The sequence below is a fragment of the Amycolatopsis sp. NPDC049691 genome, assembly GCF_040675005.1.
In the GTDB taxonomy this organism is placed as follows: Bacteria; Actinomycetota; Actinomycetes; order Mycobacteriales; family Pseudonocardiaceae; genus Amycolatopsis.
This window is the reverse complement of sequence record NZ_JBFANX010000007.1, coordinates 62,196-87,960: the sequence shown is the minus strand read 5'-3', so window position 1 is coordinate 87,960 and position 25,765 is coordinate 62,196. Positions and strand designations below refer to the sequence as shown.

Here is a 25,765-nt window from a genome sequence, read left to right as displayed (position 1 = left end):
GACGGGGCCGCGGTCCGGCGCGGATCGTGGACCCATGGCGACACGCATGGGCGCGCGGTTCACCGGGGACCTGGCCGCGCTGCGGTACGAACCGGTGGCCAAGCGGGTGCGGGCCGTCGCGAGTGGACGGACCTTCGCCGGCTCGCGGCGGGCCGTGCTGGTCTGGGAACCGAAACGGGTCGTTCCCTCCTACGCGTTCCCCCTCGCCGACGTGCACGCCACCCTGACCCCGGCCGGCGCCGCGGCCGAGGCGGAACACCCGGTGCGGCTGGCCGACGGCGGTCCGCCGGTCCTCGACCCGCGGACCGCGTTCGCCGTGCACACCTGCGCCGGCGAGCCCCTGACCCTGGCCGCCGACGGCGTGACCCTGCCGGGCGCGGGGTTCCGGCCCGCCGATCCCGACCTCGCCGAGCACGTCGTCCTCGACTTCGCCGCCTTCGACGAGTGGCTCGAGGAGGCCGAGCCGATCGTCGGGCACCCGCGGGACCCCTTCTCCCGCATCGACATCCGGCGCAGCGACAGCCGGGTGCGGGTCGAAGTGGACGGCGTCGTCGTGGCCGACTCCAGCACGCCGCGCATGCTCTTCGAAACCGGCATCACGACCCGGTACTACCTGCCACGCGAAGACGTCCGGATGGACCTGCTCACGCCGTCGGACACGCGCACCACCTGCGCCTACAAAGGACACGCCTCCTACTGGTCGGTGGGCGGGCACCGCGACCTGGCCTGGACCTACGAAGAGCCGCTGTCCGACGCGCGGGAGATCGCCGGGCTCATCGCCTTCCTCACCGAGCGCGTCGACGTCGTCCTCGACGGGGAACGCCTGCCGCGGCCCGTCACGCCCTGGTCATAGCACCAGGTCGGCCGGGCTCCCGATCTCCTTCACCGTCCCGGTCGATTCCAGGCGCTCCAACGAGTCCGCGTCCGGCAACGCACCGAACGACAGCCCGGTGAGCGCCTCGACGCGCCGCACCGGCACCTGGAACGTGCGGTAGGCGCCGTAGCTGAACTCGCCCGCGGCCTCCAGGCCGTGGATCAGCTCCTCCTGGCTCAGCAGGTACGCCGTCGCCGACAGCGTCCCGTCCGCCTTCACCATCGCGACCACCTTCCAGAACTGGCGGGGCAGCTGGACCCCGCGGTACCGGTCGTCGTCCCCGGCGAGCACCGGGCCGGTCACCACGCTGACCCGCAGCGCGGAGTTCTGCGCGTTGTTCAGCACGTAGTCCTCGAGCCCGGCCCACGTGGTCTTGTTCTGGTTGAAGTCCTTGTGCTGCGGCGAGCAGTTGGTGAAGTGGAACGTGTCGTCGTTGCCGGCCTGCGCGAGCGCGCCCCACGCGGGGTCGAGGCGGCGGACCAGGTGCCCGCGGTCGAGCGGGTTGGCCTGGTAGATCTCCTCGCCGACCTGCTCGGCGACATCGACCCTGGGGTCCAGCGACCAGTGGTCGGCCTCGCGGCGCAGCGCCTGGCCGGTCCGGCCGTCGATGTTGACCGCGGTGAAGAAGGCCAGGCGCCGCACCTTGTTCATGACGACGCTGAAGTGGTGGTACGGCAGGACGTACCGTGGCTCGCTCGTCGCCTGGCGGTTCTCCGCGGCCAGCGGGACGAGGGCGTCGGGCAGGGTGGGCAGCGGCACGGTGTGCCCGGGCAGGAAGCCCGGGTCGTAGCCTTCGCGGTTCGAGTAGTCGGGGTCGATCCGCCCGGTCGCGGCCGCCGGCGCCGGTTCGGCGCGCAGCCGGATGTCGACCGGGGTCGTGAGGGTGAGCACCTGGGGACCGCCGTCGGCGACCGGGCGGGCGCGTTCGGGCCGGGTGGCGAGCCGGTCGACCATCGCCTGCCGATCGGCCGGAAACCGTTGGCCGCGCAGGAATTCCAGCAGCCGGCTGACCCGGATCCCCTCGTTCAGGAACCCGCCGTACTCCGCGTGCCCCTCGGCCGGGACGCTGGCGTGGTGCAGGGCCACGACCTCCCACTGGTCGTTGAACACCGGCGAGCCCGACGACCCGGGTTCGGTGTCGGTTTCGTAGTGCAGGAACTTCTCGAGGACGTCGACGATCCGGTTTTCCCGCAACGCCACCTGCTTCTTGCCGCCGCGCGGGTGCTGGATGATCGTGACGAAGTCGCCGACGATCGCCTTGCCCTCGCTGCCGATCAGCCGGTTGAACCCGAACGGCCGCAGGTCGTCCGCGGCCGCTTTGACGGCGACGAGCGCGAAGTCGAGGTCTTCGTCGGCCACGAAGAAGCGATCCGGGTCGAGGCCGAACGCGCGCACCGGCCGGGGCAGGCCGTCGACACCGTCCTGGTAGTCGAACTCGACGACGCTGAACCCGGCTGTCGCCGGGTCGGGCAGCACGTGGTGGTTGGTGAGCAGCAGTTCCGGCGACACCAGCGAACCCGTGCCGTAGCCGGTCAGCCGGCCACGGTCGTCGCGGATGTTCACCCGGCCGACGGCGGCCGAAGCCGTGACGCCGCCTTCGAGGTAGCCCACGCCGAGGAGGTCGTCGGTGAGCACGATCCGTTCGAGGATCGCGCCCGCGGCGGTCATCGCCGCCGGGTCGCCCGCCGCGATCGCCGCCGGGTTCACCGGCCGCACGTCGGGGTAGTAGCGGCCGAGCCGGTCGATCCGGGTGGCGACGCGGCTGGGCTCGTCGGCTTCGGCCATCCCGCCGGGCTTGCGCAGCAAGGCGATCTTCGCCCGCCGCTGCCCGGCCCGTTCCGCGGCCCGCGTGGCGGCGGCGCGTTCCTGTTCGGACTGCTGGTCCGTCCTGACGTCCACGGTGCCTCCCGGGGGAATCGGAGCACCGCGTTAGTCGTGCCGCTGCGGAATTCGTTACAGAATCCGGGTTGACTGCCGGAAAGTTCTTTTCAACCCCTTACATCCGGACCGGCAGCACGATCGCCGACGGGTGCGCCGGGTCGTGGTGGACCTCCTGGTCCGCCGCGCGCAGGGTGGTCGCGGTGGCATGGGGCTCGCCGGTGCCGGGATTGCGGGCGTAGCGGGGGAACGCGCCGCTGGACACCTGGACCCGGATGCGGTGCCCGCGCCGGAAGCGGTGCGCCGTCGGCCACAACCGCACGCTGATCGCGGTCAGTTTTTCGGCGCCCGTCAGGCTCGTCAGCCCGTCGCAGACGTTGACCGACCGGCCGCCGGGCTCGACGTCGCAGAGCCGGACGAAGACGTCGGCGAACGGCAGGCTGCTGCGGAAGCAGATCTCCGCGCCGACGTCCCCGACGACTTCGACGTCTTCGTTGAGCACGGCGGTGGTGTAGGTGAGGACGTCGGCGCGGGCTTCCAGGGCCGCGTTGTCGACGCGGCCGGCGTCCGGGGCCATGCGCACGCCGCCGGCCGCGGGGGTCGGGTCCGCCGGGTCGTAGCGGTAACGGTCCGGCTCGGACTCCGCGGGCCCACCCACCGACAGCGCGCCGCCGCCGTGGAGGTGGAACCGTTGCGGCGCATAGCCTTCCGGTGGCCACGAAGCGAAGTCGCGCCAGGCTTCCTCGCCCATGACGAACAACCGGACGGGCGCGCGCTCCGGCGGCTCCTCGCCGCGGGCGTGCGCGAGCCCGAAGCCGAGCGCCTCGCGGAGCGTGACGCCCGTGCCGGCGAGCAGGTCGGGCCGGCCGGCGTGGGTCCACGGCCCGACCGTCAGCCGGGGCCGCCGTCCCGTGTCCTGCAGCGTCCGGAAGTCGCGCAGCTGGCCGGGCAGGAAGATGTCGTACCAGCCGCCGACCGCGCTCACCGGCACGGTGACGTCCGCGACGCGGGCCCGGTGGTCGACCGCGGCCCACCGCGGGTGGGTTTCGGGGCGGGCCAGGATGTCCTGGATGTAGTCCGAGCGGTGGCCGATGGCGACGACGTCCGCCTGCGCGAGCGGCAGCGTGCTCAGCGCCCGCTCGAGCTTCTTCGCCTGACTTCGCCGGCGCAGCAGCGCGAACCGGCGCTCCTGGACGGCGACCTGGACGCCCCAGCCGAACGGCGTCTCCAGCGAAAGGCCGTCCTCCCGCAGGAACTCCAGCGTCAGCCCGGATTCGGTGAGTTGCGGGACCATCGCCTTCACCTGCGGCGGCAGGCGGTCGGCGACCGCCCACTGGACGTAGCCGAGGTAGCTCGCGCCGACGAGCACCATCGCGTCGCCGAACCACGGCTGCCGCACGACCCAGTCCAGCGTCGCGAGGCCGTCTTCGCGCTCCTGCCGCAGCGGGTCGAACACGCCGCCGGAGCCGAAGCCGCCCCGCGTGCTCTGGATCAGCACCTGGAAGCCGCGTTCGGCCAGCGGCCGGGCGAACAGCGCGCCGAACGCGCCTTTCCGCCCGTAGGGACTGCGGACCAGCGCGGTCGGCAGGCCGTCCCCGCCCGTGCGCGGCGCCCACCGGTCGGCGAGCAGCTCGACGCCGTCGGGCATCGGGACGCGCAGGTCGCGCCGGACGGTCAGGCGCCGGGTCGCCGGGGCGGGCAGCTCCAGCAGGCGTTCGAGGACACGGCTGATCACCGGTCGGCCTCCTTCGTGATCGTCGCGGTGACGACCGACCGGATCCGCAGCAGCCGGTCGGTGAACTCGCCCGGGTCGAGCGGGTCCGGCCCGCCGACGACCCAGGCGTTGACGACCGCGCCCGCCCCGCCGGTCAGGAACGTGGCGAGGTCCTCGATCTCCCGCGCGCCGAGCCGGTCGCCGAGCGCGTGGCCGAGGTGGCGGCGGTTGAGCGGGAGGAACAGGCCGGTCAGCGCCTCGGTGAACGCGAACGCGGACGTCCCGGTCAGCAGTGCGCGGTAGAAGCGCCGGTGCGCGGCGAAGTGCCGGGCCAGCGCCAGGAGCGACGCGCGTTCGTCGCCGGGCAGGTCGGCCAGGAGCTCCCGGCGGACGAGGTCGAGCGCGGCCTCCAGCAGGAGCGAGTCGCGGTCGCCGAACTGCTGGTAGAGCACCTGTCGGCTGACGTCCGCCGCCTCGGCGAGCTCGGAGACGGACACGCCGGTGGAGCCGCGTTCGGACACGAGCTCGACGGCGGCCCGCATCAGCGCGGCGCGCGACCGGCGCACCCGCCGGTCCTTGGCGGGTGCTTCGGTCGTCCAGTCGGCTCGCACCGCTCTGATAATGGACAGCTGTCAAGAAAAAGGCAAGTGTTCGGTAACGGCCCGTGCTACGCCTGCTGCCAGCCGGAGGCCCACAGGTGGGTCGGCGGCGCCTCGCCGCGGAACACCGCCGCGTGCCGCCGGGCGAACGCGGCGAACGTCGTCGGCCGGACGCCGAACCGCTCGTGCGTGCTCAAGTCCACTTGGGACTCTTCGGCGCCCGTCCGCCGTTCGGCGAACAGCTCGTCCATCGCGTCGGCGAAGAAGGCGGGGATCCCGGCCGCGAGCAGCTCCGCCCGCTTGGCCGCCGGGTCGGTGTCGGCGTAGCAGACCGGCCGGCCGGCGACCGCGGAGATCCGCGCGGCGACCTCGGTCATCGTCAGCGCCTCGGGCCCGGTCAGCTCGTACCGCCCGCCGTCCTCGCCTTCGCCGCGCAGCAGCGCGACGGCGACGCGGGCGATGTCGCCGACGTCGACCGGCGCGAGTTTCGCCTCGCCCATCGGCAGGGCCAGAACGCCGTCGCGCCGGATCGACGGCACCTCGCGGAAGTACACCGGCATGAACTGGCTCGGCCGCAGGACCGACCAGGCGAGCCCGGAGCCCGCGAGGTAGCGCTCGATCTCGGCGTGCATCCGCGCGAACCGGAACCCGGACGTGCTCCGGCACCCGCGCCCGGACAGCTTCACGACGTGCCCCACACCGGCCCGCTTCGCGGCGTCGATGAACGCCTGCTGCGTCTCGACGAGCCGTTCATCGGCCGAGGAGATCAGCAGGGCCCGGTCGACGCCGTCGAACGCGCCCGCGGGCGGATCGAGCAGGTCACCGGTCACCACCTCGACGCCGTCCGGGAAGCCGGCGGCCTTCGCGCGGTCGCGGACCAGCGCGCGGACCGGCAGCCCATCGGCGACGCACGCTCCGAGCACGGCGGATCCGGTCAGCCCGGTCGCCCCTGTCAGCAGGATCATGGGTTCTTCCTCTCTGTCGCCGACTTGGACCACCGGGCCACCCGGAATTCACCGCCGGAGCGGATGCGAGCATGAGCCATGTCTTCGACCATGCGGGCGTTCGTGCTCACCGGGCCGCGCGAAGGGGCTGTCCAGGAGGTGCCGGTCCCGGAAGCCGTGCCCGGTGAGGTCGTCGTGGACGTCGAACGGGCCGGGGTCTGCGGCACCGATGTCGAGTTCTTCACCGGCGACATGGCCTACCTGCACCAAGGCCACGCCGCCTACCCGATGCGGCTCGGGCACGAATGGTGCGGCACCGTCTCCGCGGTGGGTGCCGGCGTCGACCCCGCCTGGCTCGGACGGCGGGTCATGGGGGACACCATGCTCGGCGACCGGACGTGCCGCCGCTGCCGGAAGGGGCACCAGCACACCTGCGAGAACCGGCAGGAAGTCGGGATCCGCGGCGGGCGCGCGGGGGCGCTCGCCGAGAAGCTCGCCGTCCCCGCGTGGTCGCTGCACCCCCTGCCCGACGAGGTCGACGCCGTGCTCGGCGCCCTGGTCGAACCCGGCGGCAACGCCCTGCGGGCCGCGCGGGCCGCCGAGGTGGGTCCCGGCGACCGCGCCCTGGTGCTCGGCCCCGGGACGATCGGGCTGCTCACCGCGATGTTCCTGCGCGCCGCCGGTGCCGAGGTGCACGTCATGGGCCTGGTCGAAAGCGAGGACGTCCGGACCCGCGAGACGCTCCCGGACCTGCCCTTCGACGCGGTCGTCGACGCCACCGGCGCGCCCGCTTCGCCCGCGCTGGCGCTGGACCTGGTGGAACCGGCCGGCCGGGTCGTCTACATCGGACTGGCCGGCCGGCCCAGCACGCTCGACAGCCGCGCGCTGGTGCTGAAGGACGTCACGGCCGTCGGTGTCCTGTCGGCGTCACCGGGGCTGGCGGACACGATCGCCGCCTACGCCGCCGGGACCGTCGACCCGCGCCCGCTGGTCGGGGCGACCGTCGGGCTGGACCGGGTCGCCGCGGTGCTCGGCGGCGAGCGGTTCGCCGCGCCGAAGGTCCACGTCGACCCGCGGCGCTAGCGCGGCGACGCCAACGTCGTCGGGCGGCTGCGCCCGCGCAGGACGACGTCCTCGGTGGCCGTCCACCGCGCGGCTTCCGCCGCGGCCGCCGCTTCGACGGCCGTCCACGACGCCAGGAGGCGCCCCGGCGCGTTCTTCGCCAGCTCGGTCAGCCGGGCGGCTTCGTTGACCGGGTCGCCGATCACCGTGTACTCGAACCGGCGCGGGTCGCCGACGTTGCCCGCCACCGCGTCGCCGGTCGCGACGCCGATGCCGGCCGGCCCGTCCGGTACTTCGGCGGCGAGCCGCCGGGCGATCGCGCGTCCGGCGGCCAGCGCGCACGTCGCGTGGTCGGCGAGTTCGGCGGGCGCCCCGAAGATGGCCAGGGCCGCGTCGCCGACGAACTTGTTGACCAGCCCGTGGTGCCGGTCGACCTCGTCGACGACCACGGCGAAGAACCGGTTGAGCAGGCCGACGACCTCCTCGGGCGGGCGGCTCGCGGCCAGCGCCGTCGACCCGACCAGGTCGACGAAGAGCACGGAGACCGTGCGAACGGCGCCGCCGAGCGCGGTGCTGGTTCCGGAGGTGCGCATCGCCTCGACGGCGACCTCGTGGCCGACGTGCCTGCCGAACAGGTCGCGCAGCCGTTCGCGTTCGGCCAGCCCGGCCGCCATGTCGTTGAACCCCGCCTGCAGCAGGCCCAGCTCGGTGCCGTCGTAGACGGCGATCCGGGCGGCGAAGTCCCCGGCCCGGACGCGGCCCAGCGCGTCGCGGACCGAGGAGATCGGGTTGACGACCGCGCGGGCGGTGAACACGGTGACCAGCAGGCCGAAGCAGAGCACGACCAGGCCGAGCGCGATCACCGACACGGCGAGCTTCGTGGTCGAGACGCCGCCGCGCACCCAGGCCAGCACCGCCGTGACGACGAGCCCGGCCACCGGCACCCCGGTGCCCAGGCACCAGAACAGCAGCATCCGCAGGTTGACACCGCCGCTGAGCGGTCGCGGCGGCGCGGTCCCGGCCAGCGCCAGCGCGGCGTAGGGCCGCAGGGCGAACTCGCCGAAGAGGTACGCGATCGCGCACACCACGACGCTCGCGAACGCGACGACGAGGAACACGGTCAGCGCGACCGCGGGCTGCATGAGCACGGCCTGCGCCGCGAACACGACGGTCGCGACACCCCACAGGACGGCCTGCATGAGCGTCAGGCGCAGGGGGACGCGCAGGCTGGCGGCGCGTTCGGCGTCGCTCGGGCGCCTGCCCTCGGCCGCCCAGTGCAACGTCTTCAGCGCGCCACGCGTGCCCCAGAGGGTCCCGACGACGACGGCGGCCACGACGTACGCCGGAACGGCGAACGCGGTGATCCGCACGAGGTCGCCGGACATCCCGGGGGACGGCATGAGCAGCGCGGCGAGCCCGACGACGACCAGCGCGCCGATGACGTTCGTGGCGATCAGGGTGGCGGTCAGCAGGCGCTGGACGCGCCGGCGCAATACGGTGACGTCCTGGTCGAGGGGCCCGAGCAGCCCGGAGCCGAACGGTCCCGCGGGTGAGTCGCCGAGAGGGCGCACCGGTTTCACGCATTGAGTGTACGGTTGTTCACTGAGCTGTCTCGAGACGGGTCGCCGAGTATGTGTTACGGTTGGTAACAGTGAACTCGGGTAACACCTGACAAGGAGGTCGGCGATGACCAGCATCAGCGAACGCGAAGCGGCGACGACGGACCGCGAGACGACCGCGCGCAGGCTGCTGGACTCGTCGGAGCAGCTGTCCTACGACCCCGTCAAGGAGGTCGACTGGGAGACGCCGCTGGACACGGACTTCCACGGCGCGAGCCCCGAGTGGAGCACGCTCTACGGCACGTCCTACTGGGCCGAGATGACCCCGGAGCAGCAGCGCGAGCTGACCCGCCAGGAAGCGGCGTCGGTCGCCAGCACCGGGATCTGGTTCGAGATGATCCTGCAGCAGATGGTCCTGCGGGACTTCTACGCCAAGGACCCCACCGACCCCGCCTTCCAGTGGGCGCTCACCGAGATCGCCGACGAGTGCCGGCACTCGATCATGTTCGCCCGCGGGGCCGCCAAGCTGCGCGCGCCCGCGTACCGGCCGCGCCGGTTCGTCGTCGAGCTGGGCCGGGTCTTCAAGGCCACCGCGACCGGCGAGGCCGCCTACGCCGCGATCCTGGTCGCCGAAGAGGTCCTCGACGTCATGCAGCGGGACTGGATGCGCGACGAGCGCGTCGTCCCGTTCGTGCGCACCATCAACAACATCCACGTCGTCGAAGAGTCCCGGCACATGAAGTTCGCCCGCGAGGAGACCCGCGAGCGGCTCGAAGGCGCCGGCTGGTTGCGGCGCCAGGTCAACGGCTTGGTCGTCGCCATCGCGTCCTACTTCATCGTGACGAGCATGGTGAACGCCAAGGTCTACGAGAACGCCGGGCTCGACGGCAAGCGCGCGCGGCGCGAAGCCAAGGCCAACGAGCACCACAAGTCGATGCTGCGCTCGAGCTGCTCCGGGCTGATGGAGTTCCTGCACTCCGCGGGGCTGCTCACGAAGCCGTCGCTGTGGTTCTACAAGCGTGCCAACCTGATCTGACGTCATGGCGTTCGCGATCACCCAGACCTGCTGCGCCGACGCGTCCTGCGTGTCGGTCTGCCCGGTCAACTGCATCCACCCGACGCCGGACGAGCCGGACTTCGGGACGACCGACATGCTCTACGTCGACCCGGCGACCTGCATCGACTGCGGCGCCTGCGCCGACGCCTGCCCGGTCGACGCGATCTTCCCGGCCGGCGACCTCACCGGGCCGCTGAAGGTCTACGAGGAGATCAACGCGGAGTTCTACGCGGGCCGGGACGTCCTCGCCGAGGCGAGTGCCGCCCCGAACTTCCACCGCTGGTCGCCGCCTTCGTTCGCCCGGGTGCTGCCGAGCGACTTCGCGCCGCTGGACGTCGCGGTCGTCGGCACCGGGCCGGCGGGCATGTACGCGGTCGAAGACCTGTTGCTGCACACCAATTCCCGCGTCACCCTGATCGACCGGCTCGACACGGCCGGCGGCCTGATCCGCTACGGCGTCGCGCCCGACCACCCGTCGACCAAGAAGATCGGCGAGACCTTCGCCCGCTTCCACGACCACCCGCGGCTGACGCTGCGGCTGGGGGTGGAGGCCGGTCCGGAACTGGCGAGCCGGCACGACGCGGTGATCTACGCGGTGGGCGCCACCGGGGCCCGCCGCCTCGGCGTCCCCGGCGAGGACCTGCCCGGCAGCCTCCCGGCGGCGACGGTGGTGAACTGGTACAACGGCCACCCCGGCGTCCGGCCGGACGCCGTCGACCTCTCGGCCGAGCGGGTGGTCGTGGTCGGCACCGGCAACGTCGCGCTCGACATCGCCCGCATCCTCACGGCCGACCCGGAGTCCCTGGCGGACACGCCCATCGCCCCGGCCGCGCTCGCCCGGCTCCGGTCGAGCAAGGTGCGCGAGGTCGTGCTGCTGGCCCGGCGCGGGCCGTCCGACGCCGCCTACACGAGGTCGGAGCTGCTGGCGCTGGCGGCCCGCGGCAACCTCGTCGTGGACGACCACGACCCGCGGACCGCCGCGGCGATCGATGCCGGAGAAGGGAAAGCGGCGCTGCTGAAGGGCGTGCCGCGCGAGGACGTGGACTGGTCCTCCCCGCCGCCGGACGGGCGGCGGGTCGTGCTGCGGTTCCACTCTTCCCCGCTCGCGTTCACGGGCGACAGGGAGGTCCGCGGCGTCCGCGTGACCGGCGACGTCGAGATCACCGCAGGCCGGGTCGTGCGGGCCGCCGGGTTCCGCGGCGCCCCGGTGCCGGGCCTGCCGTTCGACGAAGTCAGCGGCACGGTGCCGAACGAGTCCGGCCGGGTCGTGCCGGGGACCTACGTGGCCGGCTGGATCAAGCGCGGCCCGACCGGCGGCATCGGCGCGAACAAGGCGTGCGCCCGGGAAACGGTGGGCGCGTTGCTGGCGGACGCGGTCGAGGGCCGGTTGCGGTCGGCGGGCCGGCGCCGGGGACGCGTGTTCGGGCGGTCAGCCGCGCGACGGTGAATGGCTGGTGTGGGTGAATTCCACCGTGGACAGCATCGAGGCGTCCGTCGTCGAGCGGCGGCGGCCGAAGGCGAGCACCTTCGCCGGTTCGACCGCGAACACCGCCACGTCGTCGTGGCCGCCTGCTCGACGAACACCGCCAGCCGGTCGGCCGGCACGTTCGACGAGACCCGCTCTTCGCCGCCGAGCAGCTCGCGGAAGTGCCGCGCGCCGCCGAAGACGGCGTCCCGCAGGACGCGTCAAACGGCCAGCCGGTGCAGGACGGCGGCCGCGAGCGCGGTCCGTTCCAGCGTCCCCGCCACGCTGATGTGCTCGTGCCGCGCGTGGGCGCCGTCGCCGACCGCGCCGAAGCCGTCCAGGACCGGGTGGCCCAGTGCCGCCACGAAGTTGCCGTCGCTGGCGCCGCCGACCGAACACTCGCGCAGCGTGACACCCAGTTCCGCGGCCTCGTCGCGAGCCAGCTCGTACAGCCGCGCGATGGCGTCCGAGCGTTCCATCACCGGGCGGTTCCAGCCGCCGGTCACCTCGACCGTCGCGCGTGGGTCGTGCGCCTTCAGCGCCGCCAGGCCCGCGTCGATGCGGGCCGCCTCGGCCGCGCTGGACACGCGGACGTCGATCTCGCCGGACGCCGCGCCCGCGATCACGTTCTGCCGCGTGCCGCCGGAGACCACGCCGACATTGACCGTGGTTCCCGCGTCCACATCGGACAGCCCGTGCAGCGCGAGCACCGCCCGGGCCAGCTCGTCGACGGCACTCGCGCCCTTCGCCGGGTCCAGTCCGGCGTGCGCCTCGACACCGGTCGCGTGCACCCGGAACAGGCCGACGCCCTTGCGCGCGGTCTTCACCGCGCCGTCGGCGCTCGCCTCGAACACCAGCGTCGCCCGGGTGCCCGCGGCGGCCTCCTCGATCACCGGGCGGGACGCCGGGCTGCCGATCTCCTCGTCGCCGTTGAGGACCAGCCGCACGGCCGGACGCGCCAGCCCCGCCGCGTCGAGTGCGCGCAGCGCCCACACCGCGTGCACCAGACCCGACTTCATGTCGAAGATCCCGGGTCCGGTCGCGCGGTCACCGTCCACGGTGAACGGCCAGTTCGCCAGTGTCCCCAGTGGCCACACCGTGTCGTAGTGGCACAGCAGGAGCACCGGCTCGCCGGCGCCGGGGTAGTCGTAGACCTTGATGTCGCCGTAGCGCCCGCCGTCGACGTCCCGAACGGTGCCGGGTTCGCCCAGGCGTTCGCGCAGCCAACCGTCCACCCAGGACAGTCCGGCGGTCAGCGCCGCCTTGTCGTCGCTCGGTGTCTCGATGGAGACGTAGCCGGCGACGTCGGCGAGGAGGTCGTCGCGGTGCGCGCGCACCCACTCGTGGAGGTCTCGGATCACAGCGCTCGCTCCAGTTCGACGAGGTGGTCTTCGGACATCGCCGCGGCGCCGGTCTCGACGTCGCGCAGCCGCGTCAGCATCGCCCGCAGCAGCGGGACCTCCGCCGCGGCGAGCACCGGCGCGTAGTGGTGGTGCACCTCGATCGGGCGGTGGCGGACGGCGATGTCGCGCCAGATGCCGCTGCGGTCCTTCGGCTGGGTCCGCAGCCACGCGACCAGCCGGTCGGTCGCCGCGTCGCGGCCGGGCGCGCCGGGCAGGTAGGCGGCCGGGTCGAACTGGTCGAACGGCTCCAGGACGCGGTCGCCCGCCGCCTCGAGGACCTCGGCGGCGATGGCGTGCATGAGCGGGCGGTGCCGGTCGATGAGGTCGGCCATCGGCGCGTCGGCCAGCGCCGTCGTCGTGAGCATCGCGCCGAAGCCGAGCTTCGCCCACAGGTAGCCTTCGACGTTCGCGGTCGCCTTCGCCGGACCCCAAGCCTGCAGATCGGCGACGACTTCCTCGACCCGGTCGCTGATCCGGCCGTCCGGCTCGCCGACGACGAGGGCGCCGAGCCCGCCGTCCCGGACGACCCCGGGCTCGACGACGTCGGCGAAGAGGTTCACGAACGCCCCGACCGTCCGTTCCGGACCGACGTGCGCGGCGATCAGCCCTTCGTTGAGCCCGTTCTGCAGGGACACGACGAACCCGTCCGCCGCCAGTCGCGGCGTCAGCCACGGCAGCACGGTCTCGGTGGCCTGCGCCTTGACGGCCAGCAGCACCCGGCCGAACGTCGGCGGGGCGTCCTCCGGCAGGAAGGCGGGCAGCTCCACCGTTTCGTCGCCGCCGGGGCGGCGCAGGGTGAGGCCGCGGCCGGTGATCGCGGCCACGTGGGCCGGGTCGGCGTCCACAATGGACACCGGGTGGCCGGCGCGCGCGAGGTGGAACGCGAGCGTCCCGCCGATCGCGCCGCCGCCGACGACGGTGTACGAGCGCCGGTCAGACATGCGCTTCCTTTCCTCGCTGGACGGGGGTTTCTCCGTCCCAGTGCAGGGGCAGACCGGCCGCTCCCGCCGTCGAACCGCCGTCGACGCGCAGGACGGCGCCGGTGATCCACGCGGCCTCCGGGCCGGCGAGCCAGAACACGGCGTCGGCGATCTCGCGCGGCTCGCCGCGCCGCCCGAGCGGGTTGACCGACACCGCGGCCGCGTACGCCTCGGTGACCGGGTTGGCGTCGCTGTCGACGGTGACGAACCCCGGGCTCACGGCGTTCACGCGGAGGCCGTGCGGACCCAGTTCGACCGCGCAGGCCTTGGTGACCATCTCCAGGGCGGCCTTGGACGTCGCGTAGTGCGCGGCGCCCGGACGCGCCCGGGTGGCCGCGCCGGACGAGATGTTGACGACGGCGCCGGTCGTCCCGGCCGCGACGTGCGCGCGTCCGAACGCGACGGTCGTGAGCAGCGCGGCGCGGACGTTGACGTCCTGCACGCGGTCCCAGACCGCCGCCGTCAGCTCCAGCAGGGGAGTGGCGGGGTAGATCCCGGCGGCGTTGACGAGGACGTCGACCGGGCCCGCCCGTTCGACGAGCCCCTCGGCGTAGCCGGCGTCGGCGAGATCGCCGGGCAGTGCGACGGCGTTGCCCAGTTTGGCGGCCACCGTGGACAGCTCCGCCGCGCGGAGGTCGGCGAGGACGAGGCGGTCGCCGGCTTCGGCGAACCGGGCCGCGATCGCGGCGCCGATACCGCCGCCGGCGCCGGTGACGAGCACGGTCCGCACTACAGCTCCTTGCCCTTCGTTTCCGGCATGGTGAGGTAGACCGCGACGCCGATGAGCGCGGCGACGGCGACGTAGACCCACACCAGGTTGCCGAGGTGGTTCGCGTTGAGCCACGTCGTGACGTACGGGGCGGTCCCGCCGAAGATCGCCACGGCGAGCGCGTACGGCAGGCCGATGCCGGTGGTGCGGACCTCCGGCGGGAACTGCTCGGCCATGATCACCGCGCAGTTCGCCGAGTACCCGACGATGAGGACCAGGCCGATCAGCTCGATGACGAAGACGCTCCAGAAGCTGTTGCCCAGGAAGTGGAACGCGGGCCAGGCGAACACCACGAACCCGCCGGCGAACGTCGTCATCGTCGCCTTGCGGCCGAGCCGGTCCGACAGCAGGCCACCGAAGGGCAGCAGCGCGATGAACACGACCATCGCCAGGGTGTTGGCCAGCAGCGCGGTCTTGAGCGGGATGCCGGTGGCCAGGTGGGCGTAGGCCGGCATGTAGGACACCCACACGTAGTAGATCAGCGTCCCGGCGATGGTCACGCCGGCGACGCGCAGGGCGGCCTTCGGGTGATCGCGCAGCATCGCCACCAGCGGGTTGCGTCGCGGCTTCGCACTGATCTTGCGGAACGCCTCGGTTTCGTGCACCGACACGCGCAGCCACAGGCCGACCAGGCCGAGCAGCCCGGCGAGGCCGAACGCGAGCCGCCAGCCCCAGCCGCGCAGGTCGGCGTCGGACAGCGTCGAGTTGAGGATCGTGCCCATCAGCGCGGCCAGCAGCGAGCCCAGGCCGACCGAGACCTGCTGCCACGAACCGGCGAACGCGCGGCGGCCGGGCGCGGCCGACTCGATGAGGAACGCCGAGGACGAACCGAATTCGCCACCCGCGGAGAAGCCCTGCACGAGCCGGGCCAGCAGCAGCACGATCGGGGCGAGCACGCCGATCTGCGCGTAGGTCGGGGTCAGCGCGATGACGATCGACGCCCCGGCCATCAGCGAGATGGTGAGCGTCAGCCCCTTCTTGCGGCCCCGCCGGTCGGCGTACGCGCCGAGCACCGCGCCGCCGACGGGCCGCATGACGAACCCGACGGCGAACACGGCCAAAGTGGACAGCAGGGCGGTGGTTTCGCTGCCGCCGGCGAAGAACTGGCCGGCGAAGACGGGGGCGAAGGTGGCGTAGACGGCCCAGTCGACCCATTCGACGGTGTTGCCGACGGCGCCGGCGACGATCGCCTTGCGCTGCTGCGCCGTGAGGCGGTGGCCGAGGACGGTGTCCACAGTGGTCATGGCTGCTCCTGGCGGACGTGGCCGACGATCTGCGCGTGCGTGGCGAACCAGACGCCGTCGTGGCCGGCGATGTGGTCGAGGAGCTCGGCCAGGATCGCCAGGCGCGAGCGGTGGCCGATGATGTGCGGGTGCATGGTGAGCTGGAAGATGCCGCCGTCGGCGTAGGCGGCGTCGAACTCGTCGCGCCAGATCGAAAGCACGCCGCGCGGCGGGGTGTAGGGCCGCAGTGAGGCGAACCGGTCCATCATGAAGTACGGCGCGTCGTCGCGGATCCACTCGACCGGCAGCTCGACGACGCCGGTCGGCTCGCCGTGCTCGAGGAGCTCGTAGCAGTCGTCGTCGGCCATCAGCGAGGAGTCGTAGGTCAGGCCGAGTTCCCGCGTGATGGCGAGGGTGTGGGCGGAGAAGTCCCAGGACGGCGTCCGGATCCCGACCGGCCGGGTGCCCGCGAGGCCCTCCAGGACGTCGGCCGCGCGGAAGGCGAGGTCGCGCTCCTCGGCCTCGGTGAGCGCGGTGTTGCGCTCGTGGATCCAGCCGTGCAGCGCCACTTCGTGCCCCGCATCCACATAGGACTTCACCTCGCCCTCGTGGAGGAGAGCCGACACGGCGGGCATGAAGAACGACGCGGGTGCGTTGTACTTCCGCAGCAGCTTGAGGATGCGCGGCACGCCGACGCGCGCGCCGTACTCGCCCTGCGCCAGCTTTCCGGGCAGGACGTCACCGTCGCGCAGGGAAGGCGTCTCGTGGTCGGAGTCGAAGGACAGCGCGACGGCGACCTTCGCGCCGCCGGGCCACGACGCGGGCCGCAGCGGCCGGCCGGCGCGGACGTGCTCGACGTGCCCGCGCCAGGTCTTTTCGTCCCACTGCCAGGGCTGTTCGGTCATGCGTCCTCCAAGCTGGCGGCGGGCGTCGGGGCCCACGCGCGCTTGAGCGTCGAAACCTGCAGGGTCACGTCGGCCTCCCGGAGCCCGGGCAGCGCGCCGACGACGTCGGTGGTGTGGCGGTAGAGCTCGCCGTAGTGGCGCAGGACGATCTGGCCGACGAGGTTGAACCGCCCGGTGGTGGCGGAGAGGTACTTCGTGCCGGGGTGGGCGGCGAGCTGCTGCCCGGCGCGGTCGAGCTCGCCGGGGACGACGGAGAGCCAGAGCATGAATTCGAGGGCGTAGCCGAACATGGCGGGCTCGGCGAGCGTCCGGAAGCGCAGGCAGCCGCGTTTGACGAGCGAGTCGACCCGGCGGGCCACAGTGGACTCGCTCGTCCCGACCAGTTTGGACACTTCCTTGAACGGCAGCCTGCCGTCTTCGCCGAGGGCGGCGCAGAGGGCGAGGTCGAGCTCGTCGAGCTGCTCGGGCGGGCGTTCCCAGTGCTGCTCCTCGAACGGCCGGACGTCACCGCCGCGCAGGTCGGTGGCGGCCTCGGGGCTCAGCTCGCCGGAGTCCCAGTCGTGGTTGGAGGTGAAGGTCCGCATGACGGCGAAGGTCTCGGCGTCCCGGATGGCCTCGGCGGCGGGGAAGCCGTTCTCCTGCAGCCCGGCGATGTCGGCGTAGGAGGGCAGGACGAACTCGGCGGAGCAGTCGGCGCTCCCGGCGAGCACGCTGGCGTACCGCACGTCGGGCCGTGCGGCGAGGGCTTCGGCCACGGTGGCGGCGGCACCGGGCCGGCACTTCAGCCGGGCGATGACGGGCACGCCGAGGCCGCAGCGCAGCACGTCGACGACCCCGATGACCCGCAGCCGGCCGTTTTCGGTGAGTTTTTCGGCCCGCCGGAGCACGGTGGACTCGCTGGCCCCGACGTGCCGGGCGACGGCACCCCAGGACGCCCGGCCGTTGAGCTGCAGGGCCGCGACGATGCGGCGGTCCAGCTCGGAGGTCTTGGCTTCGTTCTGCACAGGAGGCATCCTGAATGCAGGAAATCGTCAAGTCAAGGGGTCTCGATGCGGGAAAGCTGCAATCCGCCGCCGCTGCGGCATCGCGCGCCCCAATGTGGCCTTCGGTGCGTCAGACGCACCGAAGGCCACATTGGGTGCGTCAGACGCAACCAAGGCCACATTGGGGCGCTTGGGCCAGCGGCCGCCGGGGGAGCCGTCAAGGGGCCGGCCGAGCCGGGGTACGCCGCCGGCCGGCTCCGGGTCAGCCGAGCGGGAGCACCGGCGTCGCCACCGCGAAGGCGTCCGCCGCCGCCAGGTCGAACTCGCCGTGGTCGCTGCCCAACCCCTGGGCCACCAGCCCCGCCGCCGCGCAGCCCAGTACCGCCGCCTCGCGCAGCGACCGTCCCAGGCCCACTCCGCGCAGGAAACCCGCCGAGAACGCGTCTCCGCACCCCGTCGTGTCCACCACCGGGACCGCGAACGCCGGCACCGCCAGTGTCGATTCCGGCGTCACCACCAACGCCCCGCGCGCGCCCCGCGTGACCGCCACGCACCCGACCCCGCGCGCCAGCAACGCGTGCGCGCCGTCCTCCACCGTGGCCGCGCCCGTCAGGCCGATCACCTGATCCTCGTTCGGCAGCAGGTAGTCCACAGAGGACAGTGCGGGGTCGATCCAGGCGAGTACTCCCGGATCGCCGGGGGCCAGCAGGTCCGCGGAGGTCACCACGCCGGCGGACCGGGCCGGCGCCAGCAGGGAAGCGGCCGCGGCGCCACCCATCAGCTCCGGCCCACCCACGTGTAGGTGGGTCGCGCCGGCGAGCGACGCGGCCGGGAACTCGGCGGGCTCGAACCCCAGGTTCGCGCCCGGGACGTGGAACGCCGGCCGGCTGCCGTCCGGACGGATCGGGAGCACCGACGCCGACGTCTGCACCCCGGAACGCCGCAGCACCAGTGACGTGTCGACGCCGTGCTTCGCGAGCATCGTCAGCAGGAGGTCGCCGATCGGGTCGTCGCCCACCGCGCCCGCCGTCCGGACGCCGGCGCCGAGCTTCGCCAGCGTCACCGCCGTGCCCGCCGCCGTCCCCGCCGGGCCGAAGCGGATCTGCTCCACCAGTGCCGCGCCCTGGCCCTCCGGGATCGCCGACACGGGCCGGACCTGCACGTCGAACACGTGCGCCCCCAGCGTTACGACGGTCTGCGTCACCGGTCCTCCAGCGGCCGCGGGCGGCCGTAGCCGCGCTGGACCGCCGCGGTGACGACGGCTTCCTGCTGCCCGTCGTCCAGCACCCGCGGCACGCCCAGCGTCGCCGCCCGGACGTACAGGCCGCACGCCCACTCCAGCAGCAGCGCGTGGTCCATCGCCGCCTCCAGGGTCGGTCCGTGGACGATCGCGCCGTGGTTCGCCAGCAACGCCGCCGACTTGCCCTCGAGTGCCGCGAGGGTGCTCGCCGCCAGCTCCGCCGACCCGAACACGGCGAACGGCGCGACCCGGATCGAGCCGCCCAGCGCGAGCTGCTGGTAGTGCACGCAGGGCAGCTCGTCGAGCACCAGGGACACCGCGGTGGCCTGCGGGGAGTGCGTGTGCACCACCGCGCCCGCGCCGTAGCGCCGGTAGATCCCCAGGTGCAGCTCCAGTTCCGAGGTCGGCGCCAGGTCGCCGTCGACGACCGCGCCGTCGAGGTCCACCACCGTGACGTCCGACGGCCCGGCCGTGCCCAGCACGACGCCGGTCGCGGTCACCGCCACGTGCTCACCGGCCCGGACGCTCACGTTGCCCGCCGTGCCGATCAGCAGGCCCTCCGCGGCGAGGCCGTTGCTCGCCCTGGCCACCGCCCGCCGGGCGTCGTCGAGCACCGAGCTTCCTGCTGCCATGGTCCGAGGCTAGGATAAACCCGAAACAAAGTCACGTTCAGGTTTGGAGGACGGGATGCCGCGGCGAGTACCGCGCCAGGCCCGGGCCCGCGAAAAGCTCGCCCGGGTGCTCGAGGCCGCGGACCGGCTGCTCGCCGAAGAGGGCGTCGAGGCGCTGACGACGACCCGGGTCGCGGCCGCGGCCGGCGTCTCCGTCGGGACGCTCTACCAGTACCTCCCCGACCGCGACGCCATCACCGAAGCACTGGCCGACGGCTACCTCGCCCGCCTCGAAGACCTCATGGCGGCCTTCACCGACCAGGCCGCGCGGGAGACCTGGGACGACCCCGTCGGCCTGCTGGTCGACGCCTTCGCCGCGTTGTACCGCGCCGAATCCGGGTTCCGCGCGCTCTGGCTGGGCCGCGGCCTCACCGAGGCGACGCGGGAAGCCGACGCCGCCCACAAGCGCGTGATGGCCGCCGGCCTGCACCGCGTGCTCGTCGCCCAAGGCCTGCTCCGCGACGACGAAGCCGCCGCGACGGCGTGCCGCACGGCGTTCCTGGCGGCCGACGCTGTCATCCAGGAGGCGTTCCGCGCCGACCCCGACGGCGCCGTCGCGCTGCTCGACCCGCTGAAGGCGATGCTCCGGGCCTATCTGGAACGGCTCGTCTAGGCTCGCAGGCATGCCCGACACGCAGTACGAAGACCTGCTCCGCCACGTTCTCGACACCGGCGCCCGCAAGGCGGACCGCACCGGCACCGGCACGCGGTCGATCTTCGGGCACCAGCTGCGCTACCGCCTCGCCGACGGCTTCCCGCTGATCACGACGAAGAAGGTCCACTTCCGCTCGGTCGCCTTCGAGCTGCTGTGGTTCCTGCGCGGCGACAGCAACGTCCGCTGGCTGCAGGACAACGGCGTCACGATCTGGGACGAATGGGCCGCGCCGGACGGCGACCTCGGCCCGGTCTACGGCGTCCAGTGGCGGTCGTGGCCGACCCCGGACGGCGGGCACGTCGACCAGATCGCCGAGGTCCTGCGCACGCTGCGCGAGAACCCGGACTCGCGGCGGATCATCGTGTCCGCGTGGAACGTCGCCGACATCCCGCGGATGGCGCTGCCGCCGTGCCACGCGTTCTTCCAGTTCTACGTCGCCGGCGGCGAGCTGTCGTGCCAGCTGTACCAGCGCAGCGCCGACCTGTTCCTCGGCGTGCCGTTCAACATCGCCAGCTACGCGCTGCTGACGCACATGATCGCCGCGCAGGTGGGGCTGCGCCCCGGCGACTTCGTGTGGACCGGCGGCGACTGCCACATCTACGACAACCACGAGGAGCAGGTCCGCAAGCAGCTCGCCCGCGAGGCGCGGCCGTTCCCGACGCTGAGCCTCAAGGATGCCGACAGCCTCTTCGACTACACCTACGACGACATCGCACTCGACGGCTACGACCCGCACCCCGGCATCAAGGCGCCGGTGGCGGTGTGATCGGGCTGGTCTGGGCGCAGTCGGCGAACGGGGTCATCGGCCGCGACGGCACGCTGCCGTGGCACCTCCCGGAGGACCTGAAGCACTTCCGCACGCTGACGGCGGGCGCGACCGTCCTCATGGGACGCCGCACGTGGGAGTCGCTGCCGCCGCGGTTCCGGCCGCTGCCGGGCCGGCGCAACGTCGTGCTGTCGTCCACGCCGCAGGAAGGCGTCGAGACGTTCCCGGACCTGCCGGGGGCGCTGGACGCGGTGTCCGGCGACGGCTGGGTGATCGGCGGTGCGGCGGTGTACCGGGCGGCGCTGCCGTTCGCGGACCGGATCGTCGTGACGGAGATCCGGGAGACTTTCGAGGGTGACACGCGGGCGCCGGAGGTGGGGCGGGCACCGGACGTGGCGGGGGAGTGGCAGGAGTCGTCGACCGGGCTGCACTACCGCTTCCTCGAGTGGCGCCGGGTGAAGCAGAAGAAGACGATGGACGCCGCCGCCAGCACGGCCGACAGGCAGACCAGGAAGACCGTGGCGCCGGTGAAGTCCGGCGGTTCGCGGACGTCCCACAGCGTGACGTCCGGTCGGTCGGGGTCGTAGCGGATGGTGAGCCGGTCGCCGATCTCGGGCGCCGGGTCCCGCGGGAAGTCGTCGAGCCGGGTGGTCACTTCGCGGCCGGTCGCGGTGGTGAAGCTGACTTCGAGGTTGCGGGCGCTGCGGAAGACCAGGATGTTCTCGACGGTGGCGACGGCCTCCACGCCCGACTCGCGCATGTGAGACTCGTAGCGCTGTACCGCGAAGGCGCCGGCCGCGACGGCCAGTGCCAGCACGAGCCCCGCCGCGGTGATCCCCGCGCCGGTCCGCCCGCGCAGTCCGCGCCGGCGCGGTTTCCGTGGCCGTGGCGGACGACGGCCCCGCACCCAGGTGACCGGCACGGGCTCGCTCATGCGTCCAGTATGGCGACGCGAAGCGGCCCCGGGGACGATTCCCCGAGGCCGCTCACCGGCGAACGGTCAGAAGCCGTAGATCGTTTCGTGGACCTGCTGCTGGTTCGTCGCGACGAGGCCGTTGGCCCACAGCGAGTTCACCCGGCTGCGCTCGGCCGAGTTCGGGACGGCGTTGGTGCACGACGGGCCGGGGCCGCCGCCGGACATCAGCTCCGAGCACGGGCCCGAGTAGTGGTCCGGCAGCCCGAGGGCGTGGCCGGTCTCGTGCGCCGCGATGCGGGTCGGGTTGTACTGGCGGGCCTGGGTGTAGTCGATGAAGATGGTGCCGCTGCCGTGCCCGTTGGTCGAGGCGTAGGAGCCGCGGGGGTCGTTGCCCTCGGTGTAGCGGAGGCTGGCACCGGAGTTGCGCTCGACCAGTCTGACGTTGGTGACGCTGCGGTTCCAGTTGGCGGCACCGGCGTTGATGACCGACCGGAACGTCGGCGCGCTGGCGGTGCTGTAGTAGACGGTGGTGACCGCCGCTTCCTGCTCGGTGGCGGCCGACGCGGTTCCCGCGGCCAGCGGGGTCATGGTCAGGGCGAGCGCGACGGCGCCGGCCAGAGCGAACTTCCTCGACATCGGAAGACTCCTCGTGGGGGACGGGGATTTGCCGGATTTGCGCGCGCTGTCGAAAATTTACCGGTTGTTCGCCCGCCCGGGAGCCGACTTCCGTAGGGCGGTAGAAGTGGTGATTTACCAACACTAATCGCGGGTTGACAAAGCCCCGGTCGTGAGGTCGAGGAGCTGTTGTTCGAGCTCGCGTGCCGCGGTGACGTCGATGCCCGCGCCCCACAGGGGGGCCGTGCTCGCGCCGTCCGCCGCGGCGACCACCAGGGTGACCACCGGGCCCGGCAGGCCGTCGGCGCGCAGGTCGCGGTCCCAGCGCTCGGCGTCCGCGCGGGCCAGCTCGGCGATCTCGGGGATCGAGATCAGCTGCGCGATCAGGGCGATGTTCTCGCGGACCGCGACCTCGTCGTAGGACGTGTCCAGCGACGCCCGGACGTACGCGCGTGTCAGCCGGCCCGGGGCGGTGTCGGCCGGGTCCAGCGCCGCGTGGACCTCGGTGCGGAAGGCGTCCAGCAGGTCCTGCGCCAGGGTGCGGACCAGCGCGTCCTTGGCGGGGAAGTGGTACAGCAGCCCGCCTTTCGACACGCCGGCCGCCTTCGCGATTTCGTCGAGCGACGCGGCGATCCCGCGCGTGCGGATGACGGTCCCGGCCGCGTCCAGCAGCGCCCGGCGCGTCTCTTCCGGGCCGCGCCCGGCTTTGCGAGGCATGCTCAGTCCTTTCCGGACGGAATGGTACGCCAGGCGATGACCGCGGCGACGGCGGTGACCGCGGCGGCCGCGAGCGACGTCACCTGCATGGCACCGGTGAACGCCTCGCGGGCGGCGTGCGCGAGTCCGGACCCCGGATCGAGCGCGTTCGCCGCCGCCGCAAGGGAATCGCGGACCTCGGCCGGGATCGGACCGGCCGGCAAGAAGGCGCGGTAGACCACCGTGACGAGCGAGCCGAGGATCGCGATGCCCAGTGCCGCACCGAGTTCGTACGCGGTCTCGGAGATCGCGGACGCCGAACCGGCTTTGTCCCGCGGCACGGCCGAGAGCACCGAGTCGACGGTGAGGGTCAGCGCGAGGCCGACGCCGAGCCCGACCGGGACGAGCGTCAGGCCGAGCCACCAGTACTGCGGCAGCCGCTCGGCGACGGCGACCAGCGCCAGCCCCAGCGCGGCGACGGCGAGGGCCGCGGCGACGGCCCGCCCCCGGCCGAGCCGGCCGACGACCACCCCGACCGCGGCCACGACGACGATCGACGCGAGCGTCGCCGGCATCTCCGCGAAGCCCGCCTGCAGCGGTGAGAAGCCGCGGACGAGCTGCAGGTACTGGGAGAAGAAGAACAGCAGGCCCATCAGCGCGAAGACCGCGATGAAGCTGGCGAGGACGGCGCCGCTGAAAGCCCCGTTGCGGAACAGGGTGACGTCGATCAGCGGGTCGGCCGCGCGCTTCTGCCGGCGCACGAACAGGACGCCGGCGGCGATCCCGATGGCGGCGGCCACGGCGACCTGCGCGTCGATCCCCGCGCTGACGGCGTGCTTGACCGCGTAGACCAGCGGGACGATCGCGGCCATCGACAGGGCCGCCGAGAACACGTCGAACCGGCCGGGGTCCGGATCGCGCGACTCCGGCAGCAGGACGGCGCCCGCGATCAGGAAGACGACGACGATCGGCACGTTGATCAGGAACACCGAGCCCCACCAGAAGTGCTCGAGCAGCGTGCCGCCGACGAGCGGGCCCAGCGCGATGCCGCCACCCGACCCGGCCGACCAGATCGCGATGGCGCGGGTGCGCTCGCGCGGGTCGGTGAAGAGGGTGCGGATGAGGGAGAGCGTCGACGGCATGATCGTCGCGCCCGCGATGCCCAGCAGCAGCCGGGCGACGACGAGCACCCCGGCGGTGGGGGAGAAGGCCGCCAGCGCGGAGGCCAGCCCGAACGCCGCGGTGCCGAGCAGCAGCACCTTCTTGCGGCCGAACCGGTCGGCGAGGTTGCCGGCGGTGACGAGCAGACCGGCCAGTGCGAGCGAGTAGACGTCGCCGATCCAGAGGACCTCCACGGCGGTCGGCGCGAGCTCGCGCGTGAGCGACGGGACGGCGAGGTAGAGCACCGTGCCGTCCACCGCGAGGAGGAGGACCGCGCCGACCAGCACGCCCAGCGCGGCCCAGCGGCGACGGGGGCTCAGGGTGCGGAGTTCCGGGGTGGGCGCGGTGGTCGTCATGGTTCATTACTATACCGTCTGGACGGTACAGTAACGCGGGTGAAACCGGTCACCGTGCTGCGCGGACCGGGGTCAGCGGTCTCGCGGGGCTTCGTTCAGTTCTTCGGCGAGGATGAGGTTGACGTGCACGGCGGCGTGCCCGAGCACCCGGCGCGCGGCGGCGAGCGCGGTGAGGGCGACGAGCACGCACGTCCCGACGAGCAGGCCGCCGAGGGTGTCACCCGGAATGACGGCGGCGATGGAGGCGGCGAGGAGCATGGGTGGCCACCACCGCGCGGGCAGGGCGTGCCGCGGCCGCCGGACGACGGGCCGGGTGCGGTACCGGTGCATCGCCATGGGTCGCCTCCGTCCGCCGGTGGGTTATGCATCATGACTGACCGGCTCGTCCGGGTTACCGGGTATTCGCGTTGTGTACACGATCGCCCGAAATACCCGCCGAACGGCCCAATGGTGCCTGCTGAGGGTGGTGGGCCGGCGCGCCGACGTCACCGCATCGGGGCTCGCGATCGGTTCGATCAAGTGTTAGCCAGTGGCGCCTACGATGGAGGGTGGAGGTGGACATGACGGCGGAGGAGCTGATGGTCGAGTTCGCCTTGACGCGCTTGGACCACCCGGACCTGGACCTCGAGGACCTGGCGGCGCTGGTCGTGCGGCGGGGCGGGCCGGAGCGGGTGCTGGAGTTCGCGGCGGAGAACCTGGCGGAACGAGGCGAACTGAGGGGCGCGCCGTTCCCGACGGCGGTGGAGCACGTGCTGCGGGTGGTGCTCACGCTGCGGGGGCCTTCGGACTGACTCGCCGGGTGGTTGACTGCGCCGGGCAGGCTGGGGTCGGTCGCTCTCGCCTTGGGCGGCCTTCGGGTTGGGGCGTTTTCCCGTGCTGGCGGCTTTCGAGCGAACTTGCCGGGGGAGTACTTCGCCGGCCGGTGGGGGTGACCGGTCGTTCTCTCTGCGGCCTGACCGGTCATTCTTCCTGCGGCCTGACCGGTCGTTCTCTCCGCTAACCCTCCCAAGGTGCTCGGTACGAGCCGCGCCGGTCGACTCGGCGGGGAGTTCATTCCGCGGTCCCAAAGGGAGACCAGTCATTCTCTCTGCAGCCCGACCGGTCGTTCTCTCTGCCAACCCGCCCAAGCTGCTCGGTACGAGCCGCGCTGGTCGAACTTGGCGGGTAGCTCATCCCGTGATCCTAAAGAGCGACCGGTCATTCTCCCCTCGGCCTGACCGGTCGTTCTCCCTACCGCCTGACCGGTCGTTCTCTGTGCGGCCTGACCGGTCGTT

The 25,765-nt window shown here is 72.9% G+C and carries 25 protein-coding genes and 1 pseudogene; 8 read left to right on the top strand and 18 right to left on the bottom strand.

Features of this window, described 5'->3' with window-relative positions; translation table 11 throughout:
* Window positions 1–34: 34 nt before the first annotated feature.
* Window positions 35–853, top strand: coding sequence for a DUF427 domain-containing protein (locus AB0J40_RS17840; RefSeq protein ID WP_364453929.1), 819 nt, complete (start codon window positions 35–37; stop codon window positions 851–853).
* Here the strand turns inward: AB0J40_RS17840 and AB0J40_RS17835 are convergent.
* The 4 genes from AB0J40_RS17835 to AB0J40_RS17820 all read right to left on the bottom strand — a co-directional run bounded on the left by AB0J40_RS17835 (window position 848) and on the right by AB0J40_RS17820 (window position 6,030).
* Window positions 848–2,773, bottom strand: a complete 1,926-nt coding sequence (locus AB0J40_RS17835) for a DNA/RNA non-specific endonuclease (protein WP_364453926.1) — start codon at window positions 2,771–2,773, stop codon at window positions 848–850. The two genes, AB0J40_RS17840 and AB0J40_RS17835, sit on opposite strands and share 6 nt — an antisense overlap.
* A gap of 97 nt (window positions 2,774–2,870) precedes the next feature.
* Window positions 2,871–4,487, bottom strand: coding sequence for a CocE/NonD family hydrolase (locus AB0J40_RS17830; protein WP_364453923.1), 1,617 nt, complete (start codon window positions 4,485–4,487; stop codon window positions 2,871–2,873).
* Window positions 4,484–5,077, bottom strand: coding sequence for a helix-turn-helix domain-containing protein (locus AB0J40_RS17825; protein ID WP_364453920.1), 594 nt, complete (start codon window positions 5,075–5,077; stop codon window positions 4,484–4,486). The genes AB0J40_RS17830 and AB0J40_RS17825 overlap by 4 nt, the downstream gene beginning before the upstream one ends.
* A 56-nt stretch (window positions 5,078–5,133) precedes the next feature.
* Window positions 5,134–6,030, bottom strand: a complete 897-nt coding sequence (locus AB0J40_RS17820) for an SDR family oxidoreductase (protein ID WP_364453917.1) — start codon at window positions 6,028–6,030, stop codon at window positions 5,134–5,136.
* Between the two features lie 78 nt (window positions 6,031–6,108).
* Between AB0J40_RS17820 and AB0J40_RS17815 the strand changes: the two genes are divergently transcribed.
* On the top strand, window positions 6,109–7,092 hold the full coding sequence (locus AB0J40_RS17815) for an alcohol dehydrogenase catalytic domain-containing protein (protein ID WP_364453915.1): 984 nt from the start codon (window positions 6,109–6,111) through the stop codon (window positions 7,090–7,092).
* Here AB0J40_RS17815 and AB0J40_RS17810 read toward each other — a convergent pair.
* Window positions 7,089–8,642, bottom strand: coding sequence for an adenylate/guanylate cyclase domain-containing protein (locus AB0J40_RS17810; RefSeq protein ID WP_364454741.1), 1,554 nt, complete (start codon window positions 8,640–8,642; stop codon window positions 7,089–7,091). The two genes, AB0J40_RS17815 and AB0J40_RS17810, sit on opposite strands and share 4 nt — an antisense overlap.
* A gap of 115 nt (window positions 8,643–8,757) precedes the next feature.
* Here AB0J40_RS17810 and AB0J40_RS17805 point away from each other — a divergent pair, with 115 nt between their 5' ends.
* Together AB0J40_RS17805 and AB0J40_RS17800 are read left to right on the top strand one after the other, a co-directional pair.
* Window positions 8,758–9,666 (top strand): diiron oxygenase, encoded by a 909-nt coding sequence (locus AB0J40_RS17805; protein WP_364453912.1) that lies wholly within the window; start codon window positions 8,758–8,760, stop codon window positions 9,664–9,666.
* Window positions 9,667–9,670: 4 nt separating this feature from the next.
* Window positions 9,671–11,134: an FAD-dependent oxidoreductase gene (locus tag AB0J40_RS17800; protein WP_364453909.1), complete on the top strand. Its 1,464-nt coding sequence runs from the start codon at window positions 9,671–9,673 to the stop codon at window positions 11,132–11,134.
* A gap of 239 nt (window positions 11,135–11,373) precedes the next feature.
* Here AB0J40_RS17800 and AB0J40_RS17795 read toward each other — a convergent pair whose 3' ends face one another.
* The 8 genes from AB0J40_RS17795 to AB0J40_RS17760 form a co-directional block, all read right to left on the bottom strand.
* The gene (locus AB0J40_RS17795) at window positions 11,374–12,513 is read right to left on the bottom strand and encodes a M20 family metallopeptidase (protein ID WP_364453906.1); all 1,140 of its coding nucleotides are present in this window, start codon (window positions 12,511–12,513) and stop codon (window positions 11,374–11,376) included.
* Window positions 12,510–13,496 (bottom strand): 2-dehydropantoate 2-reductase N-terminal domain-containing protein, encoded by a 987-nt coding sequence (locus AB0J40_RS17790; RefSeq protein ID WP_364453903.1) that lies wholly within the window; start codon window positions 13,494–13,496, stop codon window positions 12,510–12,512. The genes AB0J40_RS17795 and AB0J40_RS17790 overlap by 4 nt, the downstream gene beginning before the upstream one ends.
* The gene (locus AB0J40_RS17785; protein ID WP_364453902.1) at window positions 13,489–14,265 is read right to left on the bottom strand and encodes an SDR family oxidoreductase; all 777 of its coding nucleotides are present in this window, start codon (window positions 14,263–14,265) and stop codon (window positions 13,489–13,491) included. The genes AB0J40_RS17790 and AB0J40_RS17785 overlap by 8 nt, the downstream gene beginning before the upstream one ends.
* Window positions 14,265–15,548, bottom strand: a complete 1,284-nt coding sequence (locus AB0J40_RS17780) for an MFS transporter (protein ID WP_364453900.1) — start codon at window positions 15,546–15,548, stop codon at window positions 14,265–14,267. Before AB0J40_RS17780 ends, AB0J40_RS17785 begins: the two co-directional genes overlap by 1 nt.
* A complete protein-coding gene (locus AB0J40_RS17775; protein WP_364453898.1) occupies window positions 15,545–16,432 on the bottom strand; it encodes a polysaccharide deacetylase in 888 nt (295 codons plus the stop codon). Before AB0J40_RS17775 ends, AB0J40_RS17780 begins: the two co-directional genes overlap by 4 nt.
* Window positions 16,429–17,445 carry an Lrp/AsnC family transcriptional regulator gene (locus tag AB0J40_RS17770; RefSeq protein ID WP_364453896.1) on the bottom strand — a complete coding sequence of 339 codons (1,017 nt, stop codon included), beginning with the start codon at window positions 17,443–17,445 and terminating at the stop codon, window positions 16,429–16,431. Before AB0J40_RS17770 ends, AB0J40_RS17775 begins: the two co-directional genes overlap by 4 nt.
* Window positions 17,446–17,677: 232 nt before the next feature.
* Window positions 17,678–18,619 carry a sugar kinase gene (locus AB0J40_RS17765; RefSeq protein ID WP_364453895.1) on the bottom strand — a complete coding sequence of 314 codons (942 nt, stop codon included), beginning with the start codon at window positions 18,617–18,619 and terminating at the stop codon, window positions 17,678–17,680.
* The gene (locus AB0J40_RS17760) at window positions 18,616–19,287 is read right to left on the bottom strand and encodes a class II aldolase/adducin family protein (RefSeq protein WP_364453892.1); all 672 of its coding nucleotides are present in this window, start codon (window positions 19,285–19,287) and stop codon (window positions 18,616–18,618) included. Before AB0J40_RS17760 ends, AB0J40_RS17765 begins: the two co-directional genes overlap by 4 nt.
* Before the next feature lie 55 nt (window positions 19,288–19,342).
* Between AB0J40_RS17760 and AB0J40_RS17755 the strand changes: the two genes are divergently transcribed.
* The 3 genes and pseudogenes from AB0J40_RS17755 to AB0J40_RS17745 all read left to right on the top strand — a co-directional run.
* Window positions 19,343–19,939 carry a TetR/AcrR family transcriptional regulator gene (locus AB0J40_RS17755; RefSeq protein ID WP_364453888.1) on the top strand — a complete coding sequence of 199 codons (597 nt, stop codon included), beginning with the start codon at window positions 19,343–19,345 and terminating at the stop codon, window positions 19,937–19,939.
* A 10-nt stretch (window positions 19,940–19,949) separates the two neighbouring features.
* Window positions 19,950–20,747, top strand: coding sequence for a thymidylate synthase (locus AB0J40_RS17750; protein WP_364453885.1), 798 nt, complete (start codon window positions 19,950–19,952; stop codon window positions 20,745–20,747).
* Window positions 20,744–21,121: pseudogene (locus tag AB0J40_RS17745) on the top strand (dihydrofolate reductase); the annotation flags it as partial. The gene AB0J40_RS17750 and the pseudogene AB0J40_RS17745, both read left to right, overlap by 4 nt.
* Before the next feature lie 56 nt (window positions 21,122–21,177).
* Here AB0J40_RS17745 and AB0J40_RS17740 read toward each other — a convergent pair.
* The 5 genes from AB0J40_RS17740 to AB0J40_RS17720 all read right to left on the bottom strand — a co-directional run bounded on the left by AB0J40_RS17740 (window position 21,178) and on the right by AB0J40_RS17720 (window position 24,827).
* Complete coding sequence (locus AB0J40_RS17740) at window positions 21,178–21,681, bottom strand: DUF3592 domain-containing protein (RefSeq protein ID WP_364453883.1); 504 nt, start codon at window positions 21,679–21,681, stop codon at window positions 21,178–21,180.
* 66 nt (window positions 21,682–21,747) lie between these two features.
* The gene (locus AB0J40_RS17735; RefSeq protein ID WP_364453880.1) at window positions 21,748–22,299 is read right to left on the bottom strand and encodes a snapalysin family zinc-dependent metalloprotease; all 552 of its coding nucleotides are present in this window, start codon (window positions 22,297–22,299) and stop codon (window positions 21,748–21,750) included.
* A 123-nt stretch (window positions 22,300–22,422) separates the two neighbouring features.
* Window positions 22,423–22,995 carry a TetR family transcriptional regulator gene (locus AB0J40_RS17730; RefSeq protein ID WP_364453877.1) on the bottom strand — a complete coding sequence of 191 codons (573 nt, stop codon included), beginning with the start codon at window positions 22,993–22,995 and terminating at the stop codon, window positions 22,423–22,425.
* A gap of 2 nt (window positions 22,996–22,997) precedes the next feature.
* A complete protein-coding gene (locus AB0J40_RS17725; protein ID WP_364453875.1) occupies window positions 22,998–24,491 on the bottom strand; it encodes an MFS transporter in 1,494 nt (497 codons plus the stop codon).
* A gap of 72 nt (window positions 24,492–24,563) precedes the next feature.
* Window positions 24,564–24,827, bottom strand: coding sequence for a hypothetical protein (locus AB0J40_RS17720; protein WP_364453872.1), 264 nt, complete (start codon window positions 24,825–24,827; stop codon window positions 24,564–24,566).
* Window positions 24,828–25,051: 224 nt separating this feature from the next.
* On the opposite strand from AB0J40_RS17720, the gene AB0J40_RS17715 reads away from it, so the two are divergent.
* Complete coding sequence (locus AB0J40_RS17715) at window positions 25,052–25,282, top strand: hypothetical protein (protein ID WP_364453870.1); 231 nt, start codon at window positions 25,052–25,054, stop codon at window positions 25,280–25,282.
* The last annotated feature ends 483 nt before the right edge of the window (window positions 25,283–25,765 follow it).